Genomic DNA, 25211 nt, shown 5'->3' with positions numbered 1-25211 from the left:
ACAACCTCAGGCGATGCGTGGGTCTGGATTGTCCAGCACGCTGTCTGTCTGCTCAGCACGGAATTTTTTCAGCACCGCATGAAACTGCGGGTGCTTGGCGCCCAGGATACTGGCCGACAGCAAGGCTGCGTTGATCGCGCCGGCCTTGCCGATCGCCAGGGTTGCCACCGGGATGCCGGCCGGCATCTGCACGATGGACAACAGCGAATCCACGCCCGAGAGCATCGACGACTGCACCGGCACGCCAAGTACGGGCAGGTGAGTCTTGGCCGCACACATGCCAGGCAAGTGCGCAGCGCCGCCAGCACCGGCGATGATCACCTCGATGCCACGGGATTCTGCTTCATCGGCATACTGGAACAGCAAGTCCGGGGTGCGGTGGGCGGAGACCACCTTCACTTCGTACGGAATGCCGAGTTTTTCCAGCATATCGGCGGTGTGGCTAAGGGTGGACCAATCGGACTTGGAGCCCATGATCACGCCAACCAATGCACTCATCGTCGTGCCTCTTCTCTCTGGGCGCCCGCAGGCGCGTCAAAAAACAACAAGCCACGCAGGAAATCCGGCGTGGCTTGGTGTACGAATTAAGGCCGGTTGGACCGGCCGAAGGCCGCGCAGTATACCGTAATAATCCAGATAAACAGCCCCTGGGATGACCATCTGTCTAGCGGCGCAAAGTGGCGGTTTTATTGACTCAAGAGTCAGCGAAAACACCACGAAATCCTGTGGGAGCTGGCTTGCCGCGATAGCAGTGGATCAGTGCCAAATAGGTTGGCTGACACACCGCTATCGCAGGCAAGCCAGCTCCCACATGTGTTCTGCGCTGGGCTCAAGCGCTTTGCGCGGCCCCACCTTCCAGCTTGCGCCACAACAACCGCACATTCGCCTTGCGCACCAACGCGCAGCGATACAAGCGAATCTCCAGCGGCACATGCCATTGCGGCCCGCCGCACACCACCAGTTCGCCGCGTGCCAACTCCGCACGTACGCTCAACTGCGGCACCCAGGCGATACCCAAGCCTTCCAGCGCCATACTCTTGAGGCTGTCGGCCATGGCGGTTTCGTAAATGGTCGTAAAGCGCAGGGCACGCTGGCGCAGCAGCAAATTCACCGAGCGGCCCAGGAACGCGCCGGCGCTGTAGGCCAGCAGCGGCACACTGCCCTCGCCTTCCAGGTCGAACAGCGGCTTGCCATCGGCATCGGCGGCACACACCGGGAGCATTTCGGTGTTACCCAGGTGCAGCGACGGGAAAATCTCGGCGTCCATTTGCATCGCCGCGTCCGGGTCATAGAACGCCAGCATCAGGTCGCAACCGCCTTCGCGCAGGGCGTGCACGGCGTCGCCGACGTTGGTGGCCACCAGCCGCGTGGCAATGTTCAGCCCTTCGTTGCGCAACTGCGCGATCCACCGCGGGAAGAACCCCAAGGCCAGGGAGTGGGCGGCCGCCACTTGCATGACTTCGCCCTGCCCGCCTTCCAGGTGATGCAAATGGCGCAGCACTTCGCCCAGCTGTTCGACCACCGTGCGCGCCGTCACCAGAAACAACTGCCCGGCCGCTGTCAGCTCCACCGGCGTGCGTGAACGGTTGACCAGCGTCAGCCCCAACGCGGCTTCCAGGCTGCGGATACGCCGACTGAACGCCGGCTGGGTGACAAAGCGCCGCTCAGCCGCCTGGGAAAAACTACGCGTCGCCGCCAGGGCGCTGAAGTCTTCCAACCACTTGCTCTCAAGGTTCATCACTGCCTCCCACGGAATGCACCATTTTGGCACACACGCCCGCCAAGATAACCGGGTCACATCCACATTATGCCGTTTGTGCATAGGCCAGTGTTTAACAGCATTGGCCCAAAAAGTTCTACAAGCCTAGCATTCGCAGCGTTCCGGCCAGTCCCGGGTCCATATTGAGATGATTTCCGTCATGTCCTCTGCTGCATCTTTCCGTACCGAAAAAGACCTGCTTGGCGTACTCGAAGTACCGGCTCAAGCGTATTACGGCATCCAGACCCTGCGAGCGGTGAATAACTTCCGTCTCTCGGGCGTTCCGATTTCGCATTACCCGAAATTGGTGGTCGGTCTGGCAATGGTCAAGCAAGCAGCGGCTGACGCCAACCGCGAGTTGGGCCAGCTCAGCGAAGCCAAGCACGCTGCCATCAGCGAAGCCTGTGCTCGTCTGATCCGCGGCGATTTCCACGAAGAGTTCGTGGTGGACATGATTCAAGGCGGCGCTGGCACTTCAACCAACATGAATGCCAACGAAGTCATCGCCAACATCGCGCTGGAGGCCATGGGTCACCAGAAGGGTGAGTACCAGTACCTGCACCCCAACAACGACGTGAACATGGCGCAGTCGACCAACGACGCCTACCCGACCGCGATCCGCCTGGGTCTGCTGCTGGGCCATGACGCGCTGCTGGCCAGCCTCGACAGCCTGATCCAGGCGTTCGCCGCCAAAGGCGCCGAGTTCAGCCATGTGCTGAAAATGGGCCGCACCCAATTGCAAGACGCCGTGCCGATGACCCTCGGCCAGGAATTCCGCGCGTTCGCCACCACCCTGGGTGAAGACCTGGCCCGCCTGAAAACCTTGGCGCCAGAGTTGCTGACCGAAGTGAACCTGGGCGGCACCGCGATCGGTACCGGCATCAACGCCGACCCGCGCTACCAGGCCCTCGCCGTACAACGCCTGGCCACCATCAGCGGTCAGCCGCTGGTACCGGCGGCCGACCTGATCGAAGCCACCTCCGACATGGGCGCTTTCGTACTGTTCTCCGGCATGCTCAAGCGTACTGCCGTGAAGCTGTCGAAGATCTGCAACGACCTGCGCCTGCTGTCCAGCGGTCCACGCACCGGCATCAACGAGATCAACCTGCCGGCTCGCCAGCCAGGCAGCTCGATCATGCCCGGCAAGGTCAACCCGGTGATCCCGGAAGCGGTCAACCAGGTAGCGTTCCAGGTCATCGGTAACGACCTGGCCCTGACCATGGCAGCCGAAGGCGGCCAACTGCAGTTGAACGTGATGGAGCCGCTGATCGCCTTCAAGATCTTCGACTCGATCCGCCTGCTGCAACGCGCCATGGACATGCTGCGCGAGCACTGCATCGTCGGCATCACCGCCAACGAAGCCCGCTGCCGCGAACTGGTGGAACACTCCATCGGCCTGGTCACCGCGCTGAACCCGTACATCGGCTATGAAAACGCCACCCGCATTGCGCGTATCGCGCTTGAAAGCGGGCGCGGCGTGCTGGAACTGGTGCGTGAAGAAGGCTTGCTCGACGACGCCATGCTCGACGACATCCTGCGCCCGGAAAACATGATTGCCCCACGCTTGGTCCCGCTGAAGGCCTAAGCGTTTGTTGCACCGCTCACCAGGTTGAGGGACTAGACACCTCTCACCTTTTGAGGGCTTGAAGGCTCGTTCTTCAGGCCCTTTTTTTTGCCTTGAGGTTGCTCCATGACGCCCATAAAAAATCTAATATCGCACCGCAAACCTTCCTCCCCTTCCGCGACCGCGCTGAAACCTTTAATCGCCCCGTGCAGACGGATCACGCTCGCCTAGGTATAGTGCCGCCCCTCTTCGCGTCTGCGGCCGTCGGTAACGAGGCCCGGGTACACCGCGAAAGCGCATGAATAACAACACCCGCAAAAGGATGGGGATCGAGCGTCGTGCACTGCCTGGTGCCGAGCGATGCGTCGGACCGTCCTGCGTTTGCCATTAGAAAAATCAGCGAGGAACACTCCATGCTCGAAGTCATCAACGACTTCCTCTCAGGGAAAGTACTGATCGTGCTCATAGTCGGGCTCGGCGGTTATTTCACGATCCGCTCGCGTTTCGTGCAATTGCGTCACTTTTTCCACATGTTCTCGGTGTTTAAAGACAGCCTCAAGAGCAGCGCCGGCCAACTCAGTTCGTTCCAGGCGCTGATGCTCAGCCTGGCGGGCCGCGTGGGTGCCGGTAATATCGCCGGTGTCGGCATTGCCGTGACTCTGGGTGGCCCGGGTGCCGTGTTCTGGATGTGGGTCACCGCGCTGGTGGGCATGTCTTCGAGCTTTATCGAGTGCTCCCTCGGCCAGTTGTACAAACGCACCGACGCTGAAGGCACCTACCGTGGTGGCCCGGCGTATTACATCCAGCACGGCCTGCACAAGCGCTGGCTGGGGATGGTCATGGCGTTCCTGCTGCTGGTGACCTTCGGCTTTGCCTTCAACGGCCTGCAAGCCCACGCTGTGACCCACTCGCTGAACAACGCCTTTGGCCTCGACACCACCTACACCGGCCTTGCGCTGGCGGTGTTGCTGGGCCTGGTGTTCATCGGCGGGATCAAGCGTATCGCCTCGATCGCCGACCTGCTGGTGCCGGTCAAGACCCTGGTCTACATCGCCGTGACTCTGTACGTGATCGTGCTGCAATTCGACCACGTACCGGCCATGCTCGCGACCATCGTCAAGAGCGCCTTCGGTCTCGACCAAGCCTTCGGTGGCCTGGTGGGCAGTGCGATCATCATGGGTGTGAAGCGCGGCGTGTTCGCCAACGAAGCAGGCCTGGGCAGTGCGCCTAACGTGGCGGCAGTGGCGTCGGTAGAACACCCGATCGCCCAAGGCGTGGTGCAAGCGTTCAGCGTGTTCCTCGATACGTTCGTGATCTGCACCTGCACGGCGTTGCTGATCCTGCTGTCCGGCTTCTACACCCCGGGCTTTGAAGGCGACGGCATTGCCCTGACCCAGAACTCCCTGGCGGCGGTAGTAGGTGACTGGGGCCGCATGTTCATCTCCGTGGCCCTGGCGTTGTTCGTGTTCACCTCGATCATGTACAACTACTACCTGGGCGAGAGCAACCTGCGTTTTCTGGTCGGTAACAACCGCAAGGTGCTGATGGGTTATCGCGCTTTGGTGCTGGTGCTGATTTTCTGGGGTTCCATCGAGAACCTGAGCACGGTGTTCGCCTTCGCCGACATCACCATGACCATGCTCGCGTTCGTCAACCTGTTCGCCCTGGCGTTCTTGTTCAAGATTGCCATGCGCATCCTCAACGACTACGACAACCAGCGCGCGGCGGGTATCAAGACCCCGGTGTTCGATTCCAGCCAGTTCCCTGACCTGGACCTGGACCGCAAGGCCTGGCCGGCCAACCCGGTGAAAACCGAGGCGGCCCCGGCAGCGGAACTGAGCGCTCAAGCGCAACGTTAATCGCAGCCAGATGACACGCCGCTCGGCCTTGGGCATGCTCTGGGCCCGGCGGCGTTTTTCGTTCAGGAGATTTTCGATGCAATCAGCTAATAACGTGATGGTGCTCTATACCGGCGGCACCATTGGCATGCAGGCCAGCGCCAACGGCCTGGCGCCCGCGTCTGGTTTTGAAGTGCGCATGCGTGAACAGTTTGCGGGCGCAGACCTGCCCGCGTGGCGCTTCCAGGAAATGTCACCACTGATCGACAGCGCCAACATGAACCCTGCCTACTGGCAACGCCTGCGCAGCGCCGTGGTCGAGGCGGTAGATGCCGGTTGCGACGCCGTGCTGATCCTGCACGGCACCGACACCCTGGCCTACAGCGCGGCGGCCATGAGCTTCCAACTGCTGGGCCTGCCGGTGCCGGTGGTGTTCACCGGCTCGATGCTGCCAGCCGGTGTGCCCGACAGCGATGCCTGGGAAAACGTCAGCGGTGCGTTGACGGCCTTGGGCGAAGGGTTGAAGCCGGGGGTGCACCTGTACTTCCACGGCGCGTTGATGGCGCCGACCCGCTGCGCGAAGATTCGCAGTTTTGGGCGCAACCCGTTCGCAGCCTTGCAACGCCAGGACGACTTCGCCCGTGCCGACTCCCTGCCGGCAGCGCTGGATTACCGCCAGCCCAAAGCCTTGGCGAACGTCGGCGTACTGCCGCTGATACCCGGTTTCGAGGCTGCACAGCTGGACGCAATCATCGGCAGCGGCATTCAGGGCTTGGTGCTGGAGTGCTTCGGCAGCGGCACCGGGCCGAGCGATAACCCGCAATTCCTCGCCAGCTTGCAGCGTGCGCAGGATCAAGGGGTGGTGGTGGTCGCCATCACTCAGTGCCATGAAGGCGGTGTGGACCTGGATGTCTACGAGGCCGGCAGCCGCTTGCGGGGCGCCGGCGTGTTGTCCGGCGGTGGGATGACCCGCGAAGCCGCGTTCGGCAAGTTGCACGCCTTGCTCGGTGCCGGCCTTACCGTGGAGCAAGTGCGGCGCCTGGTAGAGCTGGACTTGCATACCCAGCCAGCTTGAACGCTTAAGACAGCCCTACATAAGCACTGCAATTCCCTGCTTGCCGATACCTAACATGGAATACCCGAGCCTGCGCTCGGCTTTTCCATTGATCGGCAAGACAGGGATGCCCGCATGACGACCTCCAGTTCCACACCCTCGCAGCAAACGCCTCCAGACACTGAAACACACAAACTGGCCACTCAACTGTCCGTCGGACCTTCGTTCCGGGAAGCGGCTCGCGAACTGCTGCGCCAGTCTTTGCTGGAGAAATACCCCGACCTGGACATCGACCCGGCCATGACACTGATGGGCACTTCCACCTGGGAGCTCATCGATGACCAGATCGTGCCGGGGCCAACACATTATGAAACCCTGAGCAGCATCCTGGCCCGGCAGGCCATCCTCAAAGTGCCGACGCTGTGCGTCGAGGGCAATCACTTCCTGACCCTGAAGCCGGTAACCGACCCCCCGCTTCATTTGCCCGTGCGTATTGTCGAAGTCGCCAACCTGATCAACACCCTGGCGCCGGTGGTCTACCGGGCCTTTCAGGAACAGCTGATAACGTTCTGGAACCAAAGCAACGGCAACGGTCCTCGCTGGCAAACACTCGCCCAGAGCCTGCGCGGAGCCTGGAATGTGCAACACGTCGATGCCTGGACCGACGAAGACTGCACGATGGCCCGCACGCTGTTCCATGCACCCACCCGCGCCGCTCGCCAAGACAAAAATCGTTATAGCAGCCGCGCTTACCTGATTGATGCCGACCTGGTCAAAGGTTCCAAGACGCAGCACACCGACCAAGTGTTCATGACCGTGCTGGAGGGCAAACTCGAAGACAAAACGCTGATCCTCTGTTACTCACCCTTCAAGGGATACGAGAAATACGACACCTACCAACAGCTAGGCGATTCGTTGAAGGATCACCTGGAGCAACCCGAGGCCTTTGATCGCCTGGAGTGGCGCCTTTATGAACCCGACGGCGATTTTTTCGAACACGCAGCCTGCAAGCTGATCGCCCTGCAGCTTGAGACCGTGGAAGGTCTCAAAACCAGTGATGGCAAACAGCCCAGCACCCAACAGTCACCCCTGCTCACACTCCCGACGCCTGCCGAAAAATCGGTTGCCAAGGGCCCGGGGCCGGGCTGGTATCAAACCCTGCTGCCAGACTGGCTGACCGATGCCTCTGCCAGCGATCAATCACTCTATGCACGCCACCTCAAGGACTTGGCCGCGCTCAATAGCCTGAATGCCGGCAAGACCTATGAGGACGGTATTCCCAGCATTCATCAATTCGCCTTGGACCAGTTGAAAACCGAGCTGCTCAAGGACCACCCGACCCTGCAACACCTGAAGCTCGACAAGCTGAAAATCCAGGTCAAGAGCCTGGTGGTGTGGGGCCTTTTCACCGTGCCAGGGCAGTACGAAACCACCACGTTCAGCCTTGCCGAACTGGCCCTGCAAAACCTGATTGCACTGCCCACCGGTAATAAAACGTTGCTGAGCGACGTCGGCCACTCCATACCGAATCAGATCACCGTGGCTTACCTTGAAACACTGATCAGCCGCTGTAATATCGGTGCCACCTACCCAAAACTGATCCGCAGCAAACTGCTGGATGACTCGGCTGAGGCCTCACGTCGCAAAAAACTGTACCGCGATCACCTGCGAGTCCAGCTGCCGATGTTGGCCTTGCAGCACAAGATCCGCCGCATTGGCGGGATTGACGAGCGCGGCTACCGCTACGTCGTAGCTGTGATGCAGGACGAAAGCGGCGACCAATACGTCGACGGCAAAGCCATCGTGATGCGACGCCTGAGCTTCAACCCCAAGCGCCGGCTCATCAACAGCAACGATGATGTCACCAACATGTACATCATCGGCCCAGAAAATGCGCAAGACGGCCCTTGCGTGCTGTACCGCCCGTTGTTTGAACCCGCGTTGCTGCAATATCCATCACCGGCGAACTTACTGTATGCCATCAGCCAGTCGCGCACTTTGCGAGACTCGGTGGTTACCTGGCTACCGGACTCGGTGCGTCACCACTACACCAATTATGTCTTTACCAGTCATTGGCCTTCGCCATGGCTTGTCGCCGAGTTTCTGGTCAACCCCAGCGATCTATGGACCTATAGCGGCCCCGTGAATCTTGGTGAGGAGGTGCTCAATGGGGATAGGTTCAAGACACTGTTCGATAGCAATGCCAATGCGCTGGTTGAACTGGCGGACCGCCAGTCGGTATCGAATGCCGAACGCCGCTGGGACACGTTGAAGCAAGCCGGTTGGGTGCTCTTCAACGCGGCCCTGCCCTTTATGGGGCGCGTGGCAAGCACTAGCGCATGGATCTGGCAAATCGTCGAACAACTGGATACCTTTGCCCAGGCGCATGAGGAAGGCGATAAACCCGCACAATGGTCGGCGCTGACCGACGTGCTGCTTAACCTGGGCATGGCGATCACCTTGCACAGCGCCCAGCGCAGCAGACCTAAGTTCGAACCGGCCAGGATCGAGCCCACCAAGGTCAAGACGACCGAGCTTGCGCCTGAAACGCCAGGCCCCTCCAGCACGATAAGCTTCACCGTCGAGCAACTGCCTGAGCGCACCTCTCTGGCCCCGCCTCCCGATCACGAGATCGCGCTGAACACGAGCGGCGCAATCAACCGCACGCCAGCGCTGGAAACCTCGATGCTTGAAGGCTTTAAAATAGAAAAACCCGATGACCTCGGCACCGTGATAGACCAGCCGGCTGCTGACCAATACCTGTATCAGTTGGGTGAGCAGCACTACGCTCCCGTCGGCAAAAACTGGTTCATGGTGAAAGTGGACGATGATAAAAACATCGTTGTCATTGACCCCAACCAGCCCCACCGCATCGGGCCCATGCTGGTTCACAACGCCCAGGGTCAATGGTCCGTCGATCACCGGATACGCCTGCGTAAATCCAGTACCGATCGGTTGAAAAATACCGCCAAGGACCTGGCAATCAGCGAAGCCGACGCATCGCGCAGGAAATTGAAAGCGTTTGAAACCGCAAAAAAAAACCAGCAGAACCTACTGCAAGAAACCCGCAAAGCAATGGACGAGGCCCCCAGTACCAGTGCCCAAGCCAAACGCCAGGCCTACCTGGACACGCTCAATCGCCAATCAGAAGACTACGAAAAAGCACGCCAACACTTGCTGACCATGGCCGTCTTCACCTCGGAGCCTGAATTCCAGATAAAAGCCATTGGTTACCTACAGGCTCAACTGGAACTCAATGAAGCGGGGGTAAACGAAGAGCTCATCACCTTTGCGCCAAAACTCTCGCCCGTCCTGGACCAGCTCCCAACCCATGCACCGTCACCTCATACCAGCGATATCGCCGACCACCAACAGGTCGTCGAGATGAGCGACAGCATGATCAAGCGCCTGGATTACGCTCAATCACGCTTCACCGAGCTGCGCAAATTCGGCCCGGCCGGATTCGACGTGATCAGAGAGCGCCAGCGCAAACTGCCCAGCTATACGAGCGACGATCTCAGGGCCCTGCAGGTGACGTTGGCCCGTCACTTGTGCCTGGCCCCTGAATCCCTCACCACCGAACCCCAGGCCTGGGAGTTGCTCAACGACACGCTCGACAGCGCCGACGTTGCAGTACAGACCCTGCGTGACACCCTGGATGAGCGAAGCGAATATCGCCTGGACGAGCGTATTGACGCCTTGAGCAACCTGGTGGAGCAATTCAAGTTCATCGATGAGCGCTTGCAGGACCTTTCTCAAGAGTTCTCCGAGCAGATCCAGGCCCAACCCTTGAAACGCCTGAGCCAATCGCTGCAAGGGTTCGCCAATCGCGCCAAGGCGGCACTTGTCCCGCTGCACGAGGAACAGAACCTGAAGCGCATCAAGCCCACCCCTCCTCCTACGCCGCCCAGGCCGCTGAAGAGGTTTATCCAGACACGCTACAACGGCGTGCTGATTGGCGAACCCCGCTTGGACCCGATAGGGACCGTATCAAAGTTCGTTGATATCAAGTCCCCGATAACCGGCCAGGTCCTGGCTACCTTTCATGAGAAGACCCCGGGCATGTGGGTCGAGCACATCGAAACGTCCCCGGCACAGGCCACATCTACAGCGCTCACGCTCCACGACGCCACCACCGCGGGCGAAAAATTACTCGCCCAATTGCCGAAGTTTCAAGAACGCGCCAGCCAACAAGCCGACGATCCCTCGCGCACAGCCATTGGCATCGAGCACATGTTTCACCAGCACGCCTGGTTGCTCGAACGCAGCAAGCAAGATATCGACGAGGCATTGATCAAAGCCAAAGTCACGGCGCAAACCAAGCAGTCCAGCGCAGACCTGCGCAGAAGACTCAAAGCCGCCACAAAAGCACTTTACGAACGGGCCACTGAAACCGTGGCCAAGCTCATCAAGCGACAGCCTCCGACCATTGCCCATGTCGATTGGCTCATTAACCACCGCGAAATTGCGATCAAAAAGATCATGACCCGCCAGCCCCTCAAGGGCGCCACTTGGAGCTATCAAGATGAGTATGCGGTCATTGATCTGTCTACCAGCAAACCTCTCTGGTATGCGCATTTCCAATACTCGAGCGCCCACGCTTCACTCAATAGATTTCTTCACGCACGACTCAAAACCCCAGCAGAACAACAGCTCAAAGAGGTAGCTGACACGCTCACCGGCTTAACCGCAGAGCAACAGCTCGACTACTACCGCAGTTCCATCAACCTGACCCAAGCCCAGCGCTTGTTTTTCCCGCCAGAGGTCTATTGACGGCGCGCTCGCACAACGGCACATAACTTGCTCCAGCCTGACAAACCCAGGCTGGACTCGATCATGCTGCATTCACACCTGACCACCCTCAATGCGGTCTCGCTGATCCTGGAGACGTTCAAGCCCGACGGCATCTGCAGCCAGACCCTGCTGGCTGGCAGTGGCATCGCCAGTGCCGACCTGAGCCGCGCCGACACGCGTATTACCACTCATCAGGAAATGCGTGTATGCGCCAATGCCGTGGCGTTGCGCCGGGACATCGGCCTGGAACTGGGCCGGCGCATGCATGTGTCGTCCTACGGCATGCTCGGTTATGCACTGCTCACCAGTGCCACCTTCGGTGACGCTTTGCGCCTGGCCCTGCGCTACCCGGCGCTGTTGGGAACACTTTTTGAACTGAGCCTGGAAGAGGATGGCCAGCGCGTCTGGTTCAGCGCCACTGACTACCGCGAAGACCCAGCCCTGGGCGCCTTCAATGTCGAGTTCTGCCTGCTCTCGCTGAAAGTCATCTGCGACGACCTGCTCGGCCAGCCGTTGCCATTGCTCGGTGCACGCTTTGAATACCCAGCGCCCGACTATCGAGCACGCTACGCCGAACGCTTCGACTGCCCGCTGCAATTTGGCGCCGCCACTAACGCCTTTGCCTTCGACCGTGACTGGCTCGACCAGCCCCTGCCGCTGGCCGATGCCGTCACCCACTGCGCCATGGTGGAACGCTGCCGTCGGCAGAACGCCGAGTTCACCGGTCGCCAGGCCTGGCTGGGGCGCGTGCGCCTGTTACTGGCCGCGCAATTAAATGCCGCTCCGGGCCTGGATGGACTGGCAGGGCAAATGAACTGTTCGGCACGCACCCTGCGCCGGCATTTGCATGATCTGGGGTGCAGCTATCAAGAGTTGCTCGACGAGCTACGCTTCGAACGCGCCAAGCAGTTACTGGGGGAGGATGACCTGCCGATCTACCGCATCGCCGAACAACTGGGCTTTAGCGAGACCGCCAGCTTCAGGCATGCGTTCGTGCGCTGGAGCGGTGTGGCGCCGAGTCAGTTCAGACCCTAGCAAGGGGCGAATAGCGGACAAACACATTGGCCATATCGATCCCCTTTTGGCCGCTCCTGCCGTTCTCCAAACCCCGGCGTCTGGCAACACTGCATGGCATACCCCTGAGCCTTTGGAGAACAACAACATGCTGACGATCTACTCGGACGATCATCATTTGCACCATGGCCGTTGTGAGCTGATGGACGGGCAACTGATGCCCTGCTTCGAAATGCCCTCGCGCGCCGACCATGTACTGCAACGCGTCAAAGAGCGGGAGCTGGGGCCGGTGCAGGCGCCGCAGGATTTCGGCCTGGCGCCGCTGCAACGTATCCACAGCCGCGACTACCTCGACTTCTTCAAAGACGCCTGGCAGCGCTGGACCGAATACGGCCAGGACGGCGACCTGCTGCCCTACACCTGGCCGGCGCGCACGTTGCGCCGCGTGTTGCCCACCAGCCTGCACGGCCAGTTGGGCTATTACAGTTTCGACGGTGGCGCGCCAATCACCGCAGGCACTTGGCAAGCGGCTTACAGTGCGGCGCAAGTGGCCCTTACGGCGCAGGCCGCCATCGCGCAAGGCGCCCACAGTGCCTTCGCCCTGTGCCGCCCACCGGGGCATCACGCCGCCAGCGACTTGATGGGCGGTTATTGCTACCTCAACAACGCGGCCATCGCAGCCCAGGCATTCCTTGATCAGGGCTGTAAAAAGGTCGCGATCCTCGACGTGGACTACCACCACGGCAACGGCACGCAGTCGATTTTTTACGCGCGCAGCGACGTGCTGTTCACCTCGATTCACGGCCATCCGGAGGCGGAGTTTCCGTTCTTTCTCGGCTATGCCGATGAGCACGGCGAGGGCGCAGGCGTTGGTTTCAACTTCAACTATCCGTTGCCAGCAGGCTCCGGCTGGCAGGCCTGGAGCGCCGCGCTGGAACAGGCCTGCGCCGAGATCGAGCGCTACGCCGCCGACATCATCGTGGTGTCCCTGGGCGTGGACACTTTCAAGGACGACCCTATCTCGCAGTTCAAGCTCGACAGCCCGGACTACCTGGCCATGGGCGCACGTATTGCCCGCCTGGGCAAACCCACGCTGTTCGTGATGGAAGGCGGCTACGCGGTGGAAGAAATCGGCATCAATGCCGTCAACGTGCTGGAAGGTTTCGAGGAAGCAGCCCAATGAACACGCTCAAGTCGCTCGCCCTGTGCGCCGTGGTTGTCAGCGGCGCAGCCCAGGCCGAAGAAAAAACCCTGAAGGTCTACAACTGGTTCGACTACATCACGCCCAAGGCGCTGGAAGACTTCAAGGCCCAGCACCCGTCGATCAAGCTGGTGTACGACATCTTCGACACCAACGAAGCGCTGGAAGCCAAGTTGCTCACCGGCAACTCCGGCTATGACGTGGTGGTGCCGTCCAATGTGTTCCTGGCCAAGCAGATCGAGGCCGGCGTGTTCCAGCCCCTGGACCGCAGCCAACTGCCCAACTGGAACCACCTTGATCCCAAGCTGATGAAGCTGATCGAGGCCAACGACCCCGGCAACCAGTACGCCGTGCCCTACATGTACGGCACCATCCTGATCGGCTTCAACCCCGCCAAAGTCAAGGCCGCCCTGGGCGACAACGCGCCCGTGGACAGCTGGGACCTGGTCTTCAAGGAAGAGAACATCAGCAAGCTCAAGCAATGCGGCGTCGCCCTGCTGGACTCGCCCTCGGAGATCCTGCCCCTGGCCTTGCAGCACCTGGGCCTGGACCCCAACAGCAGCAACCCCAAGGACTACGACAAGGCCGAAGCGCTGTTGATGAAGATCCGCCCGTACGTCACCTACTTTCATTCCTCCAAATACATGGCCGACATCGCCAACGGCGATATCTGCGTGGCGGTGGGCTACTCCGGCAGTTTTTCCCAGGCCGCCAACCGCGCCAAGGAAGCCAAGAATGGCGTGACCGTGGACATGCGCCTGCCCAAGGAAGGTGCGCCGATCTGGTTCGACATGCTCGCCATTCCCAAAGGCGCTAAAAACCCGGGCGATGCCTACACCTTTATCAACTACCTGCTGCAACCCAACGTGATCGCGCCGATCAGCGACTTTGTCGGTTACCCCAACCCCAACAAGGACGCCAGCGGGTTGGTCGACCCGGCCATTCGCAACAACCCCAACCTGTACCCGACCGACGCGGCCATGGCCACGCTCTACACCCTCAAGCCCCTGGACAGCAAAGCCGAACGCGCCAGGACGCGGGCCTGGACCAAGATCAAGTCCGGGAAGTAACGCACCGGTTCTCTGGTTGGTCGTTTTTCTTTAAAACGAGGGCCGCTTGCGCCCTCGCCACCCTTGCAGCACTGAGCAGTTGCGCCTCGACGTATCTACCGCCTTCACCGCCATGGCGCTCGCTACCTTGCCCATTCCTGAAGCCCGTCCGGGCCATCGAATGCAGAGGAGCTGCGCATGCCCAATGACATCGCCAATAACCACCGCCCACCGACGACCTATGAACTGCTCACCCAACTGACCACTGGCCCCACCACCCGTGAAGTGGCCGCCACCACACTGCGCTCGGCGCTCAAAGAGCTGTATCCCACGCTGAATATCGACCCCGACCTGGCTGTGGTGGTCAGCCCTCAATGGGAGGTGATCGGCGAGGCGGTCGAACGCGCCCCGGCGCTTGTCGAATCGCTCACGTCGGTGCTCGCGCGTCAGGCGCTGTCCAGCGACAGAGTCACCTACATTGACGGCCAACACTTCCTGACGTTGCAGCCCAATGCTGCGGCACCTGTCCACCTGGCCGTGAAGATCGACGCCATCGCACGCCTGATCAACGAGCTGTCCGGCCTGCTGTTCACCGCGTTCCAAGAACAGCAACTGGACTTCTGGAACGCATCCAACGGCGCCGCCGGCCCGCGATGGCAGTCCTTCTCCAACGCCCTGCGCAAAGTATGGAACCTCACCCAAGAGCAAGGCTTGGATGAACACGAGTGCGCCATGGCGCGCACGGTGTTTCAGGAACCCGACCGGGCCAAGCGTTCACGCAAAGACCCTTACAACAGTCATGCCTACCTGGTTGATGTGGATATCCTGGCAGAGGGTCAATCCACCCACGTGAACTTTATGGACATCACCGTGTTAGTGGGCCAGTACCAGAAGCGCCAGATGGTCCTCACTTACTCATTGGTCAGTGGGTATGAAACGTTCGAATCATTGGCCGCGTTCGGTGCCTCGTTGCCCGCCCGGCTGAGTGCTCCAGAACGAGACACCACCTTGCAATGGCGCCTGTATGAACCCGACGGCAACTTCTTCGATGCCCTGGCCTGCATCCTGATTTCGCTGCAAATACAGGTGATTGCCAGTTTCGGCGAGACGGATGTGCGGGAACAACCCCGTGCCCCCGGCGTGGTGAGCATCGTGCCCAGCATTGAAGAGATGAGCGATCATCAACTGTCGAGTATCCGCGACATTCACCAACAACTTCCCAACTGGCTGGCGTCGGCATCAGACTCCGATACCGCCGCCTACAGCCGCTACCTGATCGACCTGGCCCACCTGCACACCCACTACCATGGCGAGACCTTCCAGGACGGCATTCCAGCCATTCGTGACTATGCGCGAACCCAGTTGCAAAGCCGCATCCGCGCCCCGAAAAAGAACGCGCACTTGAACCTGGACAAGATCGAGATCGTCATCGAGAGCCCGGTCCTGTGGGGCACCTTTATCATCCCCGGTGCCGTGGACATTACCCGTCGCAGCCTGATCGACCTGGCCCTGGATAACCTCACCGGCCTACCCACCGGCAATACCACGGTGCACTACAACGGCAAGGACAACGGCGTACCCGACTGGCTGACCTACGGCTACCTGAAAGACGTAATCGAAGACATCGATATTGGCCAGTACTACCCTGCCCTGGTCAAACAGAAACTCCTCGAGGACCCGCAGCAATCCAGCCGACGACAGCTGCTCTACACCAGCCACTTGCAGGTGCAACTGCCGCTGCTGGCCCTGCAGATGAAGATTCGCCAACAGGGCGGTATCGATGAACGCGGTTACCGCTATGTCGCCGCGGTGATGCGTACCGAGGAACATGAGCGCCAGGTGGACGGGCAGCCTATCGTCATCCGCAACCTGGCGTTCGTGCCCACCCTGCGCCCTGGGCATGAACAAGATGGGGTCGCCAATATGTTCGTGATCGGCCCACGACAGTCCGACGCTGGCCCCTGCGTGCTCTATCGGCCCCTGCTTGAACCGGCGCTGCTGCAATTTGCGTCGCGGCAAAACCTGCTGTACGCCATCAAACATGAACGATCGTTGCGCGAATCGGTTTTGGCCTGGCTGCCCGAGGCACAACGGTTCAATTACGCCCAATACGTGTTTCCCGACACCGTGCCGTCGCCTTGGACGGTGGTGCGTGCGCTGGTCGAGCCTCTGACCGTGCTGTACATGAGCGGCCCGATCACGCTGACCGATGAAGAAGTGGGCAATGACACACTGGCCACGCTGTTCAAGGCCAATGCCAATGCCCTGGTCGAATTGGCAACCCGCCAATCGGTGTCCAACGTGCAAAAGCGCTGGGCGACCTTTCGGCATGCCGGCTGGCAGATATTCAATGCCGCATTGCCGTTCATGGGCCGCACCCTTGGCGTCGCCGCCTGGATCTGGCAAATCATGGACGACCTGCAAGCCGCCGAGGAAGCGGTGAACAAGGACGACTCGCCCGCGTCCTGGACAGCGCTGGTGGACGTATTCCTCAACCTGGGCATGGCGCTGACCCTGCACATCGCTCTGCGCCACCCTAGCGCACTGGAGCATTTCGAGGCGCCCAAGGTCGAGACCGAATCCGAATCAACCGCCCTCCAAACGATAGATAAGCCTGCGGTGCCCGAGGCAACATTCAGCGCAGATCAACAAGCCAATATTCCCGACAGCCAAGTACCCGCCAAGCATCAAGGCCCGGTGCACATCAGCGGGGCCCTGAGTCATAGTCACCTGGGCCTGGCCAGCACACTCGACAGCTTCAGCGTGACCAAACCTGAGGCACTGGGCGAACAGAACAAAACCCCCGGTCGCCACCTGAATCTCTATGCGCTTGCAGACAAGTGGTATGCCCCGGTGGGCAAGCGTTGGTTCGAGGTGATGGTCGACGACAATGACAGCGTCATCGTCATCGACCCGAACACCCCATCGCGCACCGGCCCACCGCTGATCGGCAACCTGGCGGGCCAGTGGTTTGTGGATGTTCGGCTGCGACTGCGCGGCGGGGGCCTTCGAAACCGTCGACGGGCAGTCAAGGTCGATCAGCCTGCGCGCATTTCGGCGCTCAAGACTTCGCTCAACGCTTTCGATGCGGTCGCCGCCAGCAAACAACTGGACGTGCTTGAATCCAAGCCCGCGCTGGACGCCGCTGCCGGCCCTTCCACCGACCAGCAGCGCAGTGCGTTCCTCGGTAAAGTCGATGGCCGGCTGGTCGAATACGACGAAGCGATCAACCAGTTGAAGTCCTTGAGCATCATCGACACGGTGCCCACCTACCAGAGCAACATGAGCGGCTACCTGAAGCAACAAGTGCAATTGACTCAGATTGCCTTGGAACAGCAACTGGTGAGCTACAAGGAGGCGCTGCTGTCGTCGTCGCCCGTCCTTGAAGCCGAGGCAGATATTAACTATCAGGACCAGGCACAAAGCGCACAAAACCTGTCCACTCTGAACAGGGGGATCATCGAGCGCCTGGCGTTCATCAACGAGCGTTTCGGCGATCTCAAAGCCCTGGGAGATGAAGGCGCAGCCGTCATTCGTAAAACCATGGAATCATTGCCCTCGTTCACGCTTATCGAACTCAAGGCGCTGGATATCAGCTTGGGCCGCTACCTGTGTATCGACGAAGCGCAAAGCCAGATCCCAGCCACACTGCGCGAGCGAATGGGCCAGGTCGTCGATACCGCCGAACTCAACGTCGAAAGTTTCGTTGAGATCGTGGAACGCGGTAACGGTACGTCGCTGGATGAACGTATTGACGTCCTGGACAGCCTGGTTGAGCAATTTTCCAGCGCCGATCAGCGCCTGCTGGACCTGCACGCCGATTACCCGCGGTTCCTGCTCAAGCCTCGCTTGGAAAGCTTTCGCCAGCAGATTGGCGAATTCAGCCAGCGGGCCGTGCGCGACCTGGCTTACCTTCTGCGCGAGAAAAAAGCGCTGGAACCCAAGCCCGGCACCTCAAAGGCAGAGCCCCCGCCACGGCGCAAAGTCATCAAGACACGCCATCACGGCCTGGTGATGGGCGAACCGCGTGAAGCCGACAGCAGCCTGGTGGACATCAAGGCCGGCGTCACCGGCAAAGTGATCGCCACGTTCCATGAAAAGGCGCCCGGCGTGTGGGTCAAACGGCAGAAAACCTCGTCACAGCCACCTGCGCCGGCCTCCGTTGACCTGGACACCAGCATCAACGCCGGGCAAACGCTACTGGATGGAGAACAGACTGAAATCCGCAAAAACCAGGGGTTCTCCAGGAAGCCCTGGCACGCACCGCAGGACATTCAAGACATGTTCAATGCCTATGCCAGGAGGCTTGAAAGCGCATCCAACAACATTGAAGAGGCCCTGACTCGCCGCAACCTTACCGAGAGCGATCACACTTCCGCCGCCTCGACCAACCGTAAGCTCAACGAGGCGGCACAACGGTTTTATCGGCTCGGCAAAAAAACCTACCTGGAGATGGTCAAACATCAAGCACCCACTGCCGAGCGCGTGGAGTGGCTGCATAGCCAAGGCTTGATCCGCATCGTCAAGGTCGTGAGCCGCCGCGCACTCAAAGGGCCCAACAAGGGCTATCTGGACGAGTACGAGATTCGCGATAAAGAGAGCGGCAGGGTGTTGTGGTACGCGCACTTTCACTATGGGACGAAGGATGCCGCCCTTGAGGATTTCACCGCAGACCACCTCAAGACTCGCGAACAACAAGGGCTCGGGGGGTCTCATCAACGCACTGGCCCCAATGACTGGGACATCATCGAGATTCACCGCCGCAAGATCGGCAAGCCACTGGCCAAGTCGCTGTTCTTCAACACCTGAACGTCTTTACGGCAACCACGCCTGATGCAAACGTGCCAGCGCTTGTGCGATGTCGGCTTCGGGCACGGCGGCAAACCCCATCACCAGGCCGGCACGCTGGTCCGCAGGTGGGCTGGCGCCTGCCAACCAATAGCTGCTCAGGCCGTTGATTTCGACACCTGCAGCATGGGCCTGGGCGAGCAGTACCTGTTCACGTGCCAGGCTTTCCACCCGCACCGTCATGTGCAGCCCGGCCGCAACGCTGGGCAAGGGCCCGACGCCGGGCAAGCCATCGGGCCAACCGGCCAGCAAAGCATTGCGTCGGCTCAATGCGGCGCGGCGCATGCGGCGAATGTGGCGCTGGAAATGCCCCGCCGCCATAAACTCGGCCATCACCGCCTGGGTGCTGACTTCGGAGTGGCGCACGTCCACGGCACGGCGCCGGGTGAAGGCTTGCACCAGGCCCGGGGGCAACACCAGGTAACCCAGGCGCAACGCCGGGAACGCTACCTTGCCGAAGGTGCCGACGTACAGCACGCGGCCATTGCGATCCAGCGCAGCCAACGGTGACAGCGGCGCGCCGCTGTAGCGGTACTCACCGTCGTAATCGTCCTCCACGATCCAACCGCCTGAACGTTCGGCCCAGGCCAGCAATTCCAGGCGCCGTGCCAGGCTCATCACCACCCCCAGCGGGTACTGATGGGAAGGCGTGACATACGCCACACGGCAGTCATTGAGAGTACCGAGCACTTGGCAATCCATGCCCTCGCCGTCGACCGGCACGCCATGCAGTCGCCCGCCGGCCAACGCGAATGCATGGCCGGCCGCGCGGTAACCGGGGTTTTCCACCGCCACGCCGTCCCCAGGCTCTACCAGCAACTGTGCACAAAGGCTGATGGCCTGCTGTGCGCCACTGGTGATCACAATTTGTTCAGCCGTGCACTGCATGCCGCGCGAGCTGCGCAGGTATGCAGCGATCAAACCGCGCAGACGGCCGTCACCTGCGGGGTCGCCATAGCACAGCTGTTCCAGGTCGGGTTTGCGCCAGAACGCCCCATTAAGCTTGGCCCAAACCTCAAACGGGAACAGATCAAAGGCCGGTACACCCACGCGAAAGGCCCGAGGCGGCCCCAAAGGCGGCTGGGGCAAGTGATGGTCTTTTACCCGTGCCAACCCGGCACTGTGGATAACTTCATCGTCCAAATCTTCGGGTAAATTCGCCCATTTTGTGGATAACCCTGGGGATAAGCCTGTTGACAACCCTGTGGATACTTTTGTGGATAGTTTTTTGGCCATCGGCAGTTGGGCAACGTAGGTGCCATCACCTACCCGGCTCTCGATAAACCCTTCGGCATACAGCTGATCGTAGGCGCGCACCACGCTGTTGCGGGAAATCGACAAGGCCGCCGCCAGATCTCGGGTTGCGGGCAACCGCGTGCCACTGACCAGTCGCCCATCGAGCACCCGCTGGCGCAGGGCCTCATAGAGTTGGCGCGTGAGGCCCTGGCGGCGGTCCAACTCGATACCGGCGGGGTTGAAGGACAACGGCGGCGAAATGGGCGGCATATTGGACCTATGAAAATAGCGCTAGATGGCTCTTACAACGAACCAATAGCCTGCCTAGGATGCAGGCATTCGCCAAGGAAAATCTCCATGTACACACCCCGCGCCTTTGCTCTCGATGACTTGCCCGAAATCCAGCAACTGATCCAGCACACCCGTCTGGCGCAGTTGGTAACCGTGGGTGAAAACGGCCTGCAAGCCAGCCACTTGCCCTTGCTGCTCAACCCCGATGAAGGGCCCAACGGCACGCTGTACGGTCACTTGGCCAGGGCCAACCCACAATGGCGCGAGCTGCAAAATGGCAGTGAGGCGCTGGTGATCTTCGCCGGTGCCGACGCCTATATCAGCCCGGCGTTTTACCCCGCCAAGGCCGAGCACGGCAAAGTGGTGCCTACCTGGAACTACATCGCCGTGCACGCCTATGGCACGCCTGAGGTGTTCAGTGACGCCGAGCGCTTGCTCAAGGTGGTCACCGCCCTCACCGACCGCCATGAAAGCGGCCGCGCCCAACCCTGGCGTGTCAGCGACGCACCGGCGGACTACATTGACGGCATGCTCAAAGCCATCGTCGGCTTCGCCCTGCCGATCGAGCGCCTAGTGGGCAAACGCAAACTCAGCCAGAACCGCAGCGCGGCCGACATGGCCGGTGTGCGTGACGGCCTGGCCGCCAGTGCCGATGTACGCGACCAGACCCTGGCCCGCTTTATTCCCCAAGGAGTTTCAGAATGAGCTTGATCGACATTCGCCAGGTTACAGCGGCTGACCACGCCGCCTGGTTACCGCTGTGGCAGGCGTACTTGAAGTTCTATAACACCGAACTGCCGGACGCCGTCAGCCAGAGCACCTGGCAACGCCTGATCGACCCCAGCGAGCCGACCCATTCGGCACTGGCCTGGCAGGACGGCAAGGCGGTGGGCATGGTCAACTTCATCTACCATCGCTCCAACTGGAGCATCGAGAACTCCTGCTACCTGCAGGACTTGCTGGTAGACCCGGCTCAACGTGGCACCGGCGTGGGTCGCCAGTTGATTGAATTCGTCTACGCCACCGCCAAGGCCGATGGCTGCTGCAAGGTGCACTGGTTGACCCATGAGACCAACGCCACCGCGATCCAGCTCTACGAGCGCATCGCCGACCGCCCAGGCTTCATTCAATTTCGCAAAGGTCTCTAAGGAGCGCAGCATGACTACTTCCCTCACCGACTGGAAAGGCGCCCCGGCGCCCACCGCGCACCTGCTTGAAGGGCGTTTTATCCACCTGGAAAAGCTCGACCCGGCGCGCCATGCCGACCAACTGTGGCAAGCCCTTGAAGGCCCAGGGGCCGACCCGAAGCTGTGGGATTATTTGCCCTACGGCCCGTTCACCGAGCGCAGTGCCTTCGACGCCTGGTTGAACAACCACGCCGCCCACAACGACCCGTACTTTTTCAGCGTGATCGACCGTGCGACGGGCCAGGTCCAGGGCATCCTCAGCCTGATGTCCATCGTCCCGGCGCAAGGGCGTATCGAAATCGGCCACGTCACCTTCGGCGCACCGATGCAGCGCTCGCCAAAAAGCACCGAAGCGGTGTACCTGCTGGCCAAGTATGCGTTCGAACAGGGCTACCGTCGGCTGGAGTGGAAGTGCAACAACGGCAACGCGCGGTCCAAGTACGCAGCCGAGCGCTTGGGGTTCAGTTTTGAAGGGGTATTCCGCCAGCACATGGTGGTCAAAGGCCAGAACCGCGATACGGCGTGGTATTCGATCCTGGATTCGGAATGGCCGAAGGTCGGTGCCGGGTTTGAGGCGTGGTTGTCGGAGGCGAACCAGAGTGGTTCGGGCCAACTGAAGACACTCACAGAGTGCCGAGGCTGAACCTCACCATAAAACAATGTGGGAGCGGGCTTGCTCGCGAATACGGAGTGCCAGGCAACACTGCTGTGACTGAACCATCGTTTTCGCGAGCAAGCCCGCTCCCACAGTTTTGACCAGCGATGAATCAGTGGGCCAGGCGCTGGGCCAGCACCGCAATATGCTCCGGTCCGATGCCGCAGCATCCACCCAAATGGCTAGCGCCGCGCGCTTGCCAATCGGCCGCCCAGTGCAGGTAACCCGGCGGGTCGAGGTCGTCGCGCAACGGGTCCAGACCATCGTTTGCCGTGGCTTCCTTGGGTTGCGGTGGGAAGGCGTTGGCGTAGGCGCCGATCTGAATCGCTACACCCAATCGTTCGAAGGTTGCCCGCGCCGCATCAATGGCCGCGCCGATCACTTCCGGCTGGCTGCAGTTGAACAGCAATACCTGCACACCTAGCTGCGCCGCCGCCTCGGCTGCGTCCACCACCGGTTCGCCGGAGCGCAGGCGCGGCACCTCGTCGGTGTCTTCATCTTTCAAGGTAAACGACAGCCAGAACGGCTTGCCATCCTTAGGCAGCCCGGCCTGGATCGCCCGTGCTTCAGCGATCGAGCTCTGAGTTTCCGCCAGCCACAGATCGACATGTGGGGCCAGGCCATTCACCAACGGGGTCAGCAACTCACTGACGCGCTCGGCCTGGAACAGATCAGGGCGATAAGAGCCAAACAGCGGCGGCAGTGAGCCGGCGACCTGCACGGCTTTACCGGAGGCTCGCACCGCCCGTCGCGCCAACTCACCGGCCAACGCAGCCAGCGCCTGGCCTTCTTCGGCAAACCGCGCTTCGCCAATGTGGAACGGCACCACCGCGTAACTGTTGCTGGTGATCACATTGGCGCCACTGTCGATGTAGGCCGCATGCACCGCCTCCACCGCTTGCGGCGCTTCGCTCAAGGCCAGTGCCGACCATTCCGGCTGGCGGAACGGCGCGCCACGGCGTTGCAGTTCACGGCCCATGCCGCCATCGAGAATTACTGTGCTTACTGCGCCCATATGCTTTTTACTCATATGCTTATGAAAATAACTCACTATGAGAGTCGTTCTTATAACTATTTAATGCGTACCGTTCGGTTAATAACAACCTCTTTTTTATTCGGGTGTTCGATTTTGAAATTCAGACCGCTGTTGGCCCTGGGCCTGACGATGTTGGCTGCTTCAACCCAAGCCTTTGGCGGTGCCACGCTGGATCGTGTCGAGCAAAAGAAAGAACTGGTCGGCGTGCTGATGGAAAGCTATCCGCCGTTTTCATTTCTCAATGACCAGAACCAGCTCGACGGTTTCGACGTGGACGTGGCCAAGGCCGTGGCACAAAAACTGGGCGTAAAGTTGCGCCTGGAAACCCCGTCCTGGGACGTGATCGCCGCCGGCCGCTGGAGCGGGCGCTACGACATTTGCATCTGCTCCATGACCCCTAGCAAAGCACGCGCCGAGGTGTTCGACTTCCCGGTGGAGTACTACGCTTCGCCGGCCGTGATCGTGGTCAATGCCAAGGACGATCGCATCCACGAAGCCCGGGACCTGAGCGGCAAGAAAGTCGGCCTCACCAGCGCCTCCAGCTACGAAAGCTACTTGAACAAGAACCTGGTGATCGAAGGCGCTGAAGACACGCAATTGCAGTACCCATTCGAGGAGGTGCAGATCGCCCCGTACGACACCGACAACGTGGCGTTCCAGGATCTGGGCTTGGGCGCTGGCGTGCGCCTGGACGCGATCCTCACCAACCTGGTCACCGCGCAGCCGCGCCTGAGCCAGGACAAGCGCTTCAAGCTCGCCGGTGCGCCGCTGTACTCGGAGCCCAACTCGGTGGCCATCGAGAAAGGCGACCCGCAGTGGGACAGCAAAGTGCGTGAGGTCTTCGCCCAGCTCAAGCAGGACGGCACCTTGAGCGCGCTGTCGCAAAAATGGATCGGCGCCGATATCAGCCGATGAGTTTTCGCCTACGGCTTTACCTGACCTGGGCGGCACTGTTCGCCCTGTTTGCGAGTTTCTTCCTGAGCTTTGACCTGAAGTTCTCGATCATCCTCGACAAGCTGCCCAACCTGGTCGGCCTGCACCTTGCGCCCAACGGCTTCCTGCAAGGTGCGGCGCTGACACTGTTCTTGTGCCTGTGCGCCATTGTCGCCTCATCGGTGCTGGGCTTTATCACCGCGCTGGGGCGCCTGTCCAAAAGTGCGGTGGCGTTCGGCATCGCCAGTTTCTACGCCTCGTTCTTTCGCGGCACGCCGCTGCTGATCCAGATCCTGTTGATCTACCTGGGCCTGCCGCAACTGGGGCTGGTGCCGGGCGCCATCGTCGCCGGGATCATCGCGCTGTCGCTGAACTACGGCGCCTACCTGAGCGAGATTTTCCGCGCCGGCATCCTCGGCGTGCCCCATGGCCAACGCGAGGCCGCGCTGGCCCTGGGCATGCGCGACAGGGCGATCTTCTGGCACGTGACCCTGCCCCAGGCCATGCGCACCATCATCCCGCCGGCCACCAACCAGTTCATCTCGATGCTCAAGGACTCCTCCCTGATTTCGGTGATGGGCGTGTGGGAAGTGATGTTCCTGGCGCAGTCCTATGGCCGTTCAAGCTACCGCTATATCGAGATGCTCACGACGGCGGCGATCATTTATTGGGTGATGTCCCTGGGGCTGGAATTGATCCAGGCGCGCATGGAGCGGCATTTCGGCAAGGGCTACGTGCGGCGCGGTTGAAGG

General features: G+C 60.7%; 17 protein-coding genes. 13 read left to right on the top strand and 4 right to left on the bottom strand.

Translation table 11 applies throughout. The features are described 5' to 3' along the window. Positions 1 to 6: 6 nt before the first annotated feature. Positions 7 to 498 (bottom strand): 5-(carboxyamino)imidazole ribonucleotide mutase, encoded by a 492-nt coding sequence (gene purE, locus MF6394_RS05510; protein WP_003195648.1) that lies wholly within the window; start codon positions 496 to 498, stop codon positions 7 to 9. Between the two features lie 331 nt (positions 499 to 829). Continuing rightward, positions 830 to 1738 (bottom strand): LysR substrate-binding domain-containing protein, encoded by a 909-nt coding sequence (locus MF6394_RS05505; protein ID WP_014720521.1) that lies wholly within the window; start codon positions 1736 to 1738, stop codon positions 830 to 832. 181 nt (positions 1739 to 1919) lie between these two features. Between MF6394_RS05505 and aspA the strand changes: the two genes are divergently transcribed. The 8 genes from aspA (at position 1920) to MF6394_RS05465 (ending at position 19082) form a co-directional block, all read left to right on the top strand. Continuing rightward, positions 1920 to 3344 (top strand): aspartate ammonia-lyase, encoded by a 1425-nt coding sequence (gene aspA, locus MF6394_RS05500; protein WP_003195657.1) that lies wholly within the window; start codon positions 1920 to 1922, stop codon positions 3342 to 3344. Positions 3345 to 3736: 392 nt separating this feature from the next. Continuing rightward, on the top strand, positions 3737 to 5182 hold the full coding sequence (locus MF6394_RS05495; RefSeq protein WP_034129133.1) for an alanine/glycine:cation symporter family protein: 1446 nt from the start codon (positions 3737 to 3739) through the stop codon (positions 5180 to 5182). Between the two features lie 76 nt (positions 5183 to 5258). Then, entirely contained in the window at positions 5259 to 6236 is a 978-nt protein-coding gene (locus MF6394_RS05490) for an asparaginase (RefSeq protein WP_078466297.1), read from the top strand. 114 nt (positions 6237 to 6350) lie between these two features. Then, a complete protein-coding gene (locus tag MF6394_RS05485; RefSeq protein WP_078466296.1) occupies positions 6351 to 10988 on the top strand; it encodes a hypothetical protein in 4638 nt (1545 codons plus the stop codon). A 63-nt stretch (positions 10989 to 11051) separates the two neighbouring features. Next, positions 11052 to 12044 carry an AraC family transcriptional regulator gene (locus MF6394_RS05480; protein WP_078466295.1) on the top strand — a complete coding sequence of 331 codons (993 nt, stop codon included), beginning with the start codon at positions 11052 to 11054 and terminating at the stop codon, positions 12042 to 12044. A 127-nt stretch (positions 12045 to 12171) separates the two neighbouring features. Continuing rightward, positions 12172 to 13206: a histone deacetylase family protein gene (locus tag MF6394_RS05475; protein WP_044269965.1), complete on the top strand. Its 1035-nt coding sequence runs from the start codon at positions 12172 to 12174 to the stop codon at positions 13204 to 13206. Then, on the top strand, positions 13203 to 14294 hold the full coding sequence (locus MF6394_RS05470; RefSeq protein ID WP_078466294.1) for a polyamine ABC transporter substrate-binding protein: 1092 nt from the start codon (positions 13203 to 13205) through the stop codon (positions 14292 to 14294). The genes MF6394_RS05475 and MF6394_RS05470 overlap by 4 nt, the downstream gene beginning before the upstream one ends. 177 nt (positions 14295 to 14471) lie before the next feature. Beyond that, positions 14472 to 19082, top strand: a complete 4611-nt coding sequence (locus MF6394_RS05465) for a dermonecrotic toxin domain-containing protein (protein WP_078466293.1) — start codon at positions 14472 to 14474, stop codon at positions 19080 to 19082. A gap of 6 nt (positions 19083 to 19088) precedes the next feature. Here MF6394_RS05465 and pdxR read toward each other — a convergent pair whose 3' ends face one another. Next, positions 19089 to 20627: a MocR-like pyridoxine biosynthesis transcription factor PdxR gene (gene pdxR / locus MF6394_RS05460; protein ID WP_078466292.1), complete on the bottom strand. Its 1539-nt coding sequence runs from the start codon at positions 20625 to 20627 to the stop codon at positions 19089 to 19091. Between the two features lie 87 nt (positions 20628 to 20714). Between pdxR and MF6394_RS05455 the strand changes: the two genes are divergently transcribed. Genes MF6394_RS05455 through MF6394_RS05445 form a run of 3 tightly spaced genes read left to right on the top strand, consistent with a single transcriptional unit; the run spans position 20715 to position 22478 of the window. Continuing rightward, complete coding sequence (locus tag MF6394_RS05455; RefSeq protein WP_044269972.1) at positions 20715 to 21353, top strand: FMN-binding negative transcriptional regulator; 639 nt, start codon at positions 20715 to 20717, stop codon at positions 21351 to 21353. Next, the gene (locus MF6394_RS05450) at positions 21350 to 21796 is read left to right on the top strand and encodes a GNAT family N-acetyltransferase (protein WP_078466291.1); all 447 of its coding nucleotides are present in this window, start codon (positions 21350 to 21352) and stop codon (positions 21794 to 21796) included. Before MF6394_RS05455 ends, MF6394_RS05450 begins: the two co-directional genes overlap by 4 nt. A 10-nt stretch (positions 21797 to 21806) precedes the next feature. Continuing rightward, a complete protein-coding gene (locus MF6394_RS05445; protein WP_047712113.1) occupies positions 21807 to 22478 on the top strand; it encodes a GNAT family N-acetyltransferase in 672 nt (223 codons plus the stop codon). Positions 22479 to 22602: 124 nt separating this feature from the next. On the opposite strand, the gene MF6394_RS05440 is transcribed toward MF6394_RS05445, so the two are convergent. Further along, positions 22603 to 23505, bottom strand: coding sequence for a homocysteine S-methyltransferase family protein (locus MF6394_RS05440; protein ID WP_078466290.1), 903 nt, complete (start codon positions 23503 to 23505; stop codon positions 22603 to 22605). Positions 23506 to 23619: 114 nt separating this feature from the next. Between MF6394_RS05440 and MF6394_RS05435 the strand changes: the two genes are divergently transcribed. Together MF6394_RS05435 and MF6394_RS05430 are read left to right on the top strand one after the other, a co-directional pair. Continuing rightward, positions 23620 to 24441, top strand: a complete 822-nt coding sequence (locus MF6394_RS05435) for an ABC transporter substrate-binding protein (protein ID WP_034134100.1) — start codon at positions 23620 to 23622, stop codon at positions 24439 to 24441. Next, entirely contained in the window at positions 24438 to 25208 is a 771-nt protein-coding gene (locus MF6394_RS05430; protein WP_014720547.1) for an amino acid ABC transporter permease, read from the top strand. The genes MF6394_RS05435 and MF6394_RS05430 overlap by 4 nt, the downstream gene beginning before the upstream one ends. Positions 25209 to 25211: the final 3 nt, after the last annotated feature.

The sequence above is a fragment of the Pseudomonas sp. MF6394 genome (assembly GCF_002018845.1).
In the GTDB taxonomy this organism is placed as follows: domain Bacteria; phylum Pseudomonadota; class Gammaproteobacteria; order Pseudomonadales; family Pseudomonadaceae; genus Aquipseudomonas; species Aquipseudomonas lactis.
The sequence above is the reverse complement of the archived record's forward strand: the minus strand, read 5'-3'. Positions and strand labels throughout refer to the sequence as shown.

Bases quoted from the DNA above. Each gene is read 5' to 3' on its own strand.
- purE (WP_003195648.1), bottom strand. From the start codon at position 498: ATGAGTGCATTGGTTGGCGTGATCATGGGCTCCAAGTCCGATTGGTCC.
- MF6394_RS05505 (WP_014720521.1), bottom strand. From the start codon at position 1,738: ATGAACCTTGAGAGCAAGTGGTTGGAAGACTTCAGCGCCCTGGCGGCG.
- aspA (WP_003195657.1), top strand. From the start codon at position 1,920: ATGTCCTCTGCTGCATCTTTCCGTACCGAAAAAGACCTGCTTGGCGTA.
- MF6394_RS05495 (WP_034129133.1), top strand. From the start codon at position 3,737: ATGCTCGAAGTCATCAACGACTTCCTCTCAGGGAAAGTACTGATCGTG.
- MF6394_RS05490 (WP_078466297.1), top strand. From the start codon at position 5,259: ATGCAATCAGCTAATAACGTGATGGTGCTCTATACCGGCGGCACCATT.
- MF6394_RS05485 (WP_078466296.1), top strand. From the start codon at position 6,351: ATGACGACCTCCAGTTCCACACCCTCGCAGCAAACGCCTCCAGACACT.
- MF6394_RS05480 (WP_078466295.1), top strand. From the start codon at position 11,052: ATGCTGCATTCACACCTGACCACCCTCAATGCGGTCTCGCTGATCCTG.
- MF6394_RS05475 (WP_044269965.1), top strand. From the start codon at position 12,172: ATGCTGACGATCTACTCGGACGATCATCATTTGCACCATGGCCGTTGT.
- MF6394_RS05470 (WP_078466294.1), top strand. From the start codon at position 13,203: ATGAACACGCTCAAGTCGCTCGCCCTGTGCGCCGTGGTTGTCAGCGGC.
- MF6394_RS05465 (WP_078466293.1), top strand. From the start codon at position 14,472: ATGCCCAATGACATCGCCAATAACCACCGCCCACCGACGACCTATGAA.
- pdxR (WP_078466292.1), bottom strand. From the start codon at position 20,627: ATGCCGCCCATTTCGCCGCCGTTGTCCTTCAACCCCGCCGGTATCGAG.
- MF6394_RS05455 (WP_044269972.1), top strand. From the start codon at position 20,715: ATGTACACACCCCGCGCCTTTGCTCTCGATGACTTGCCCGAAATCCAG.
- MF6394_RS05450 (WP_078466291.1), top strand. From the start codon at position 21,350: ATGAGCTTGATCGACATTCGCCAGGTTACAGCGGCTGACCACGCCGCC.
- MF6394_RS05445 (WP_047712113.1), top strand. From the start codon at position 21,807: ATGACTACTTCCCTCACCGACTGGAAAGGCGCCCCGGCGCCCACCGCG.
- MF6394_RS05440 (WP_078466290.1), bottom strand. From the start codon at position 23,505: ATGGGCGCAGTAAGCACAGTAATTCTCGATGGCGGCATGGGCCGTGAA.
- MF6394_RS05430 (WP_014720547.1), top strand. From the start codon at position 24,438: ATGAGTTTTCGCCTACGGCTTTACCTGACCTGGGCGGCACTGTTCGCC.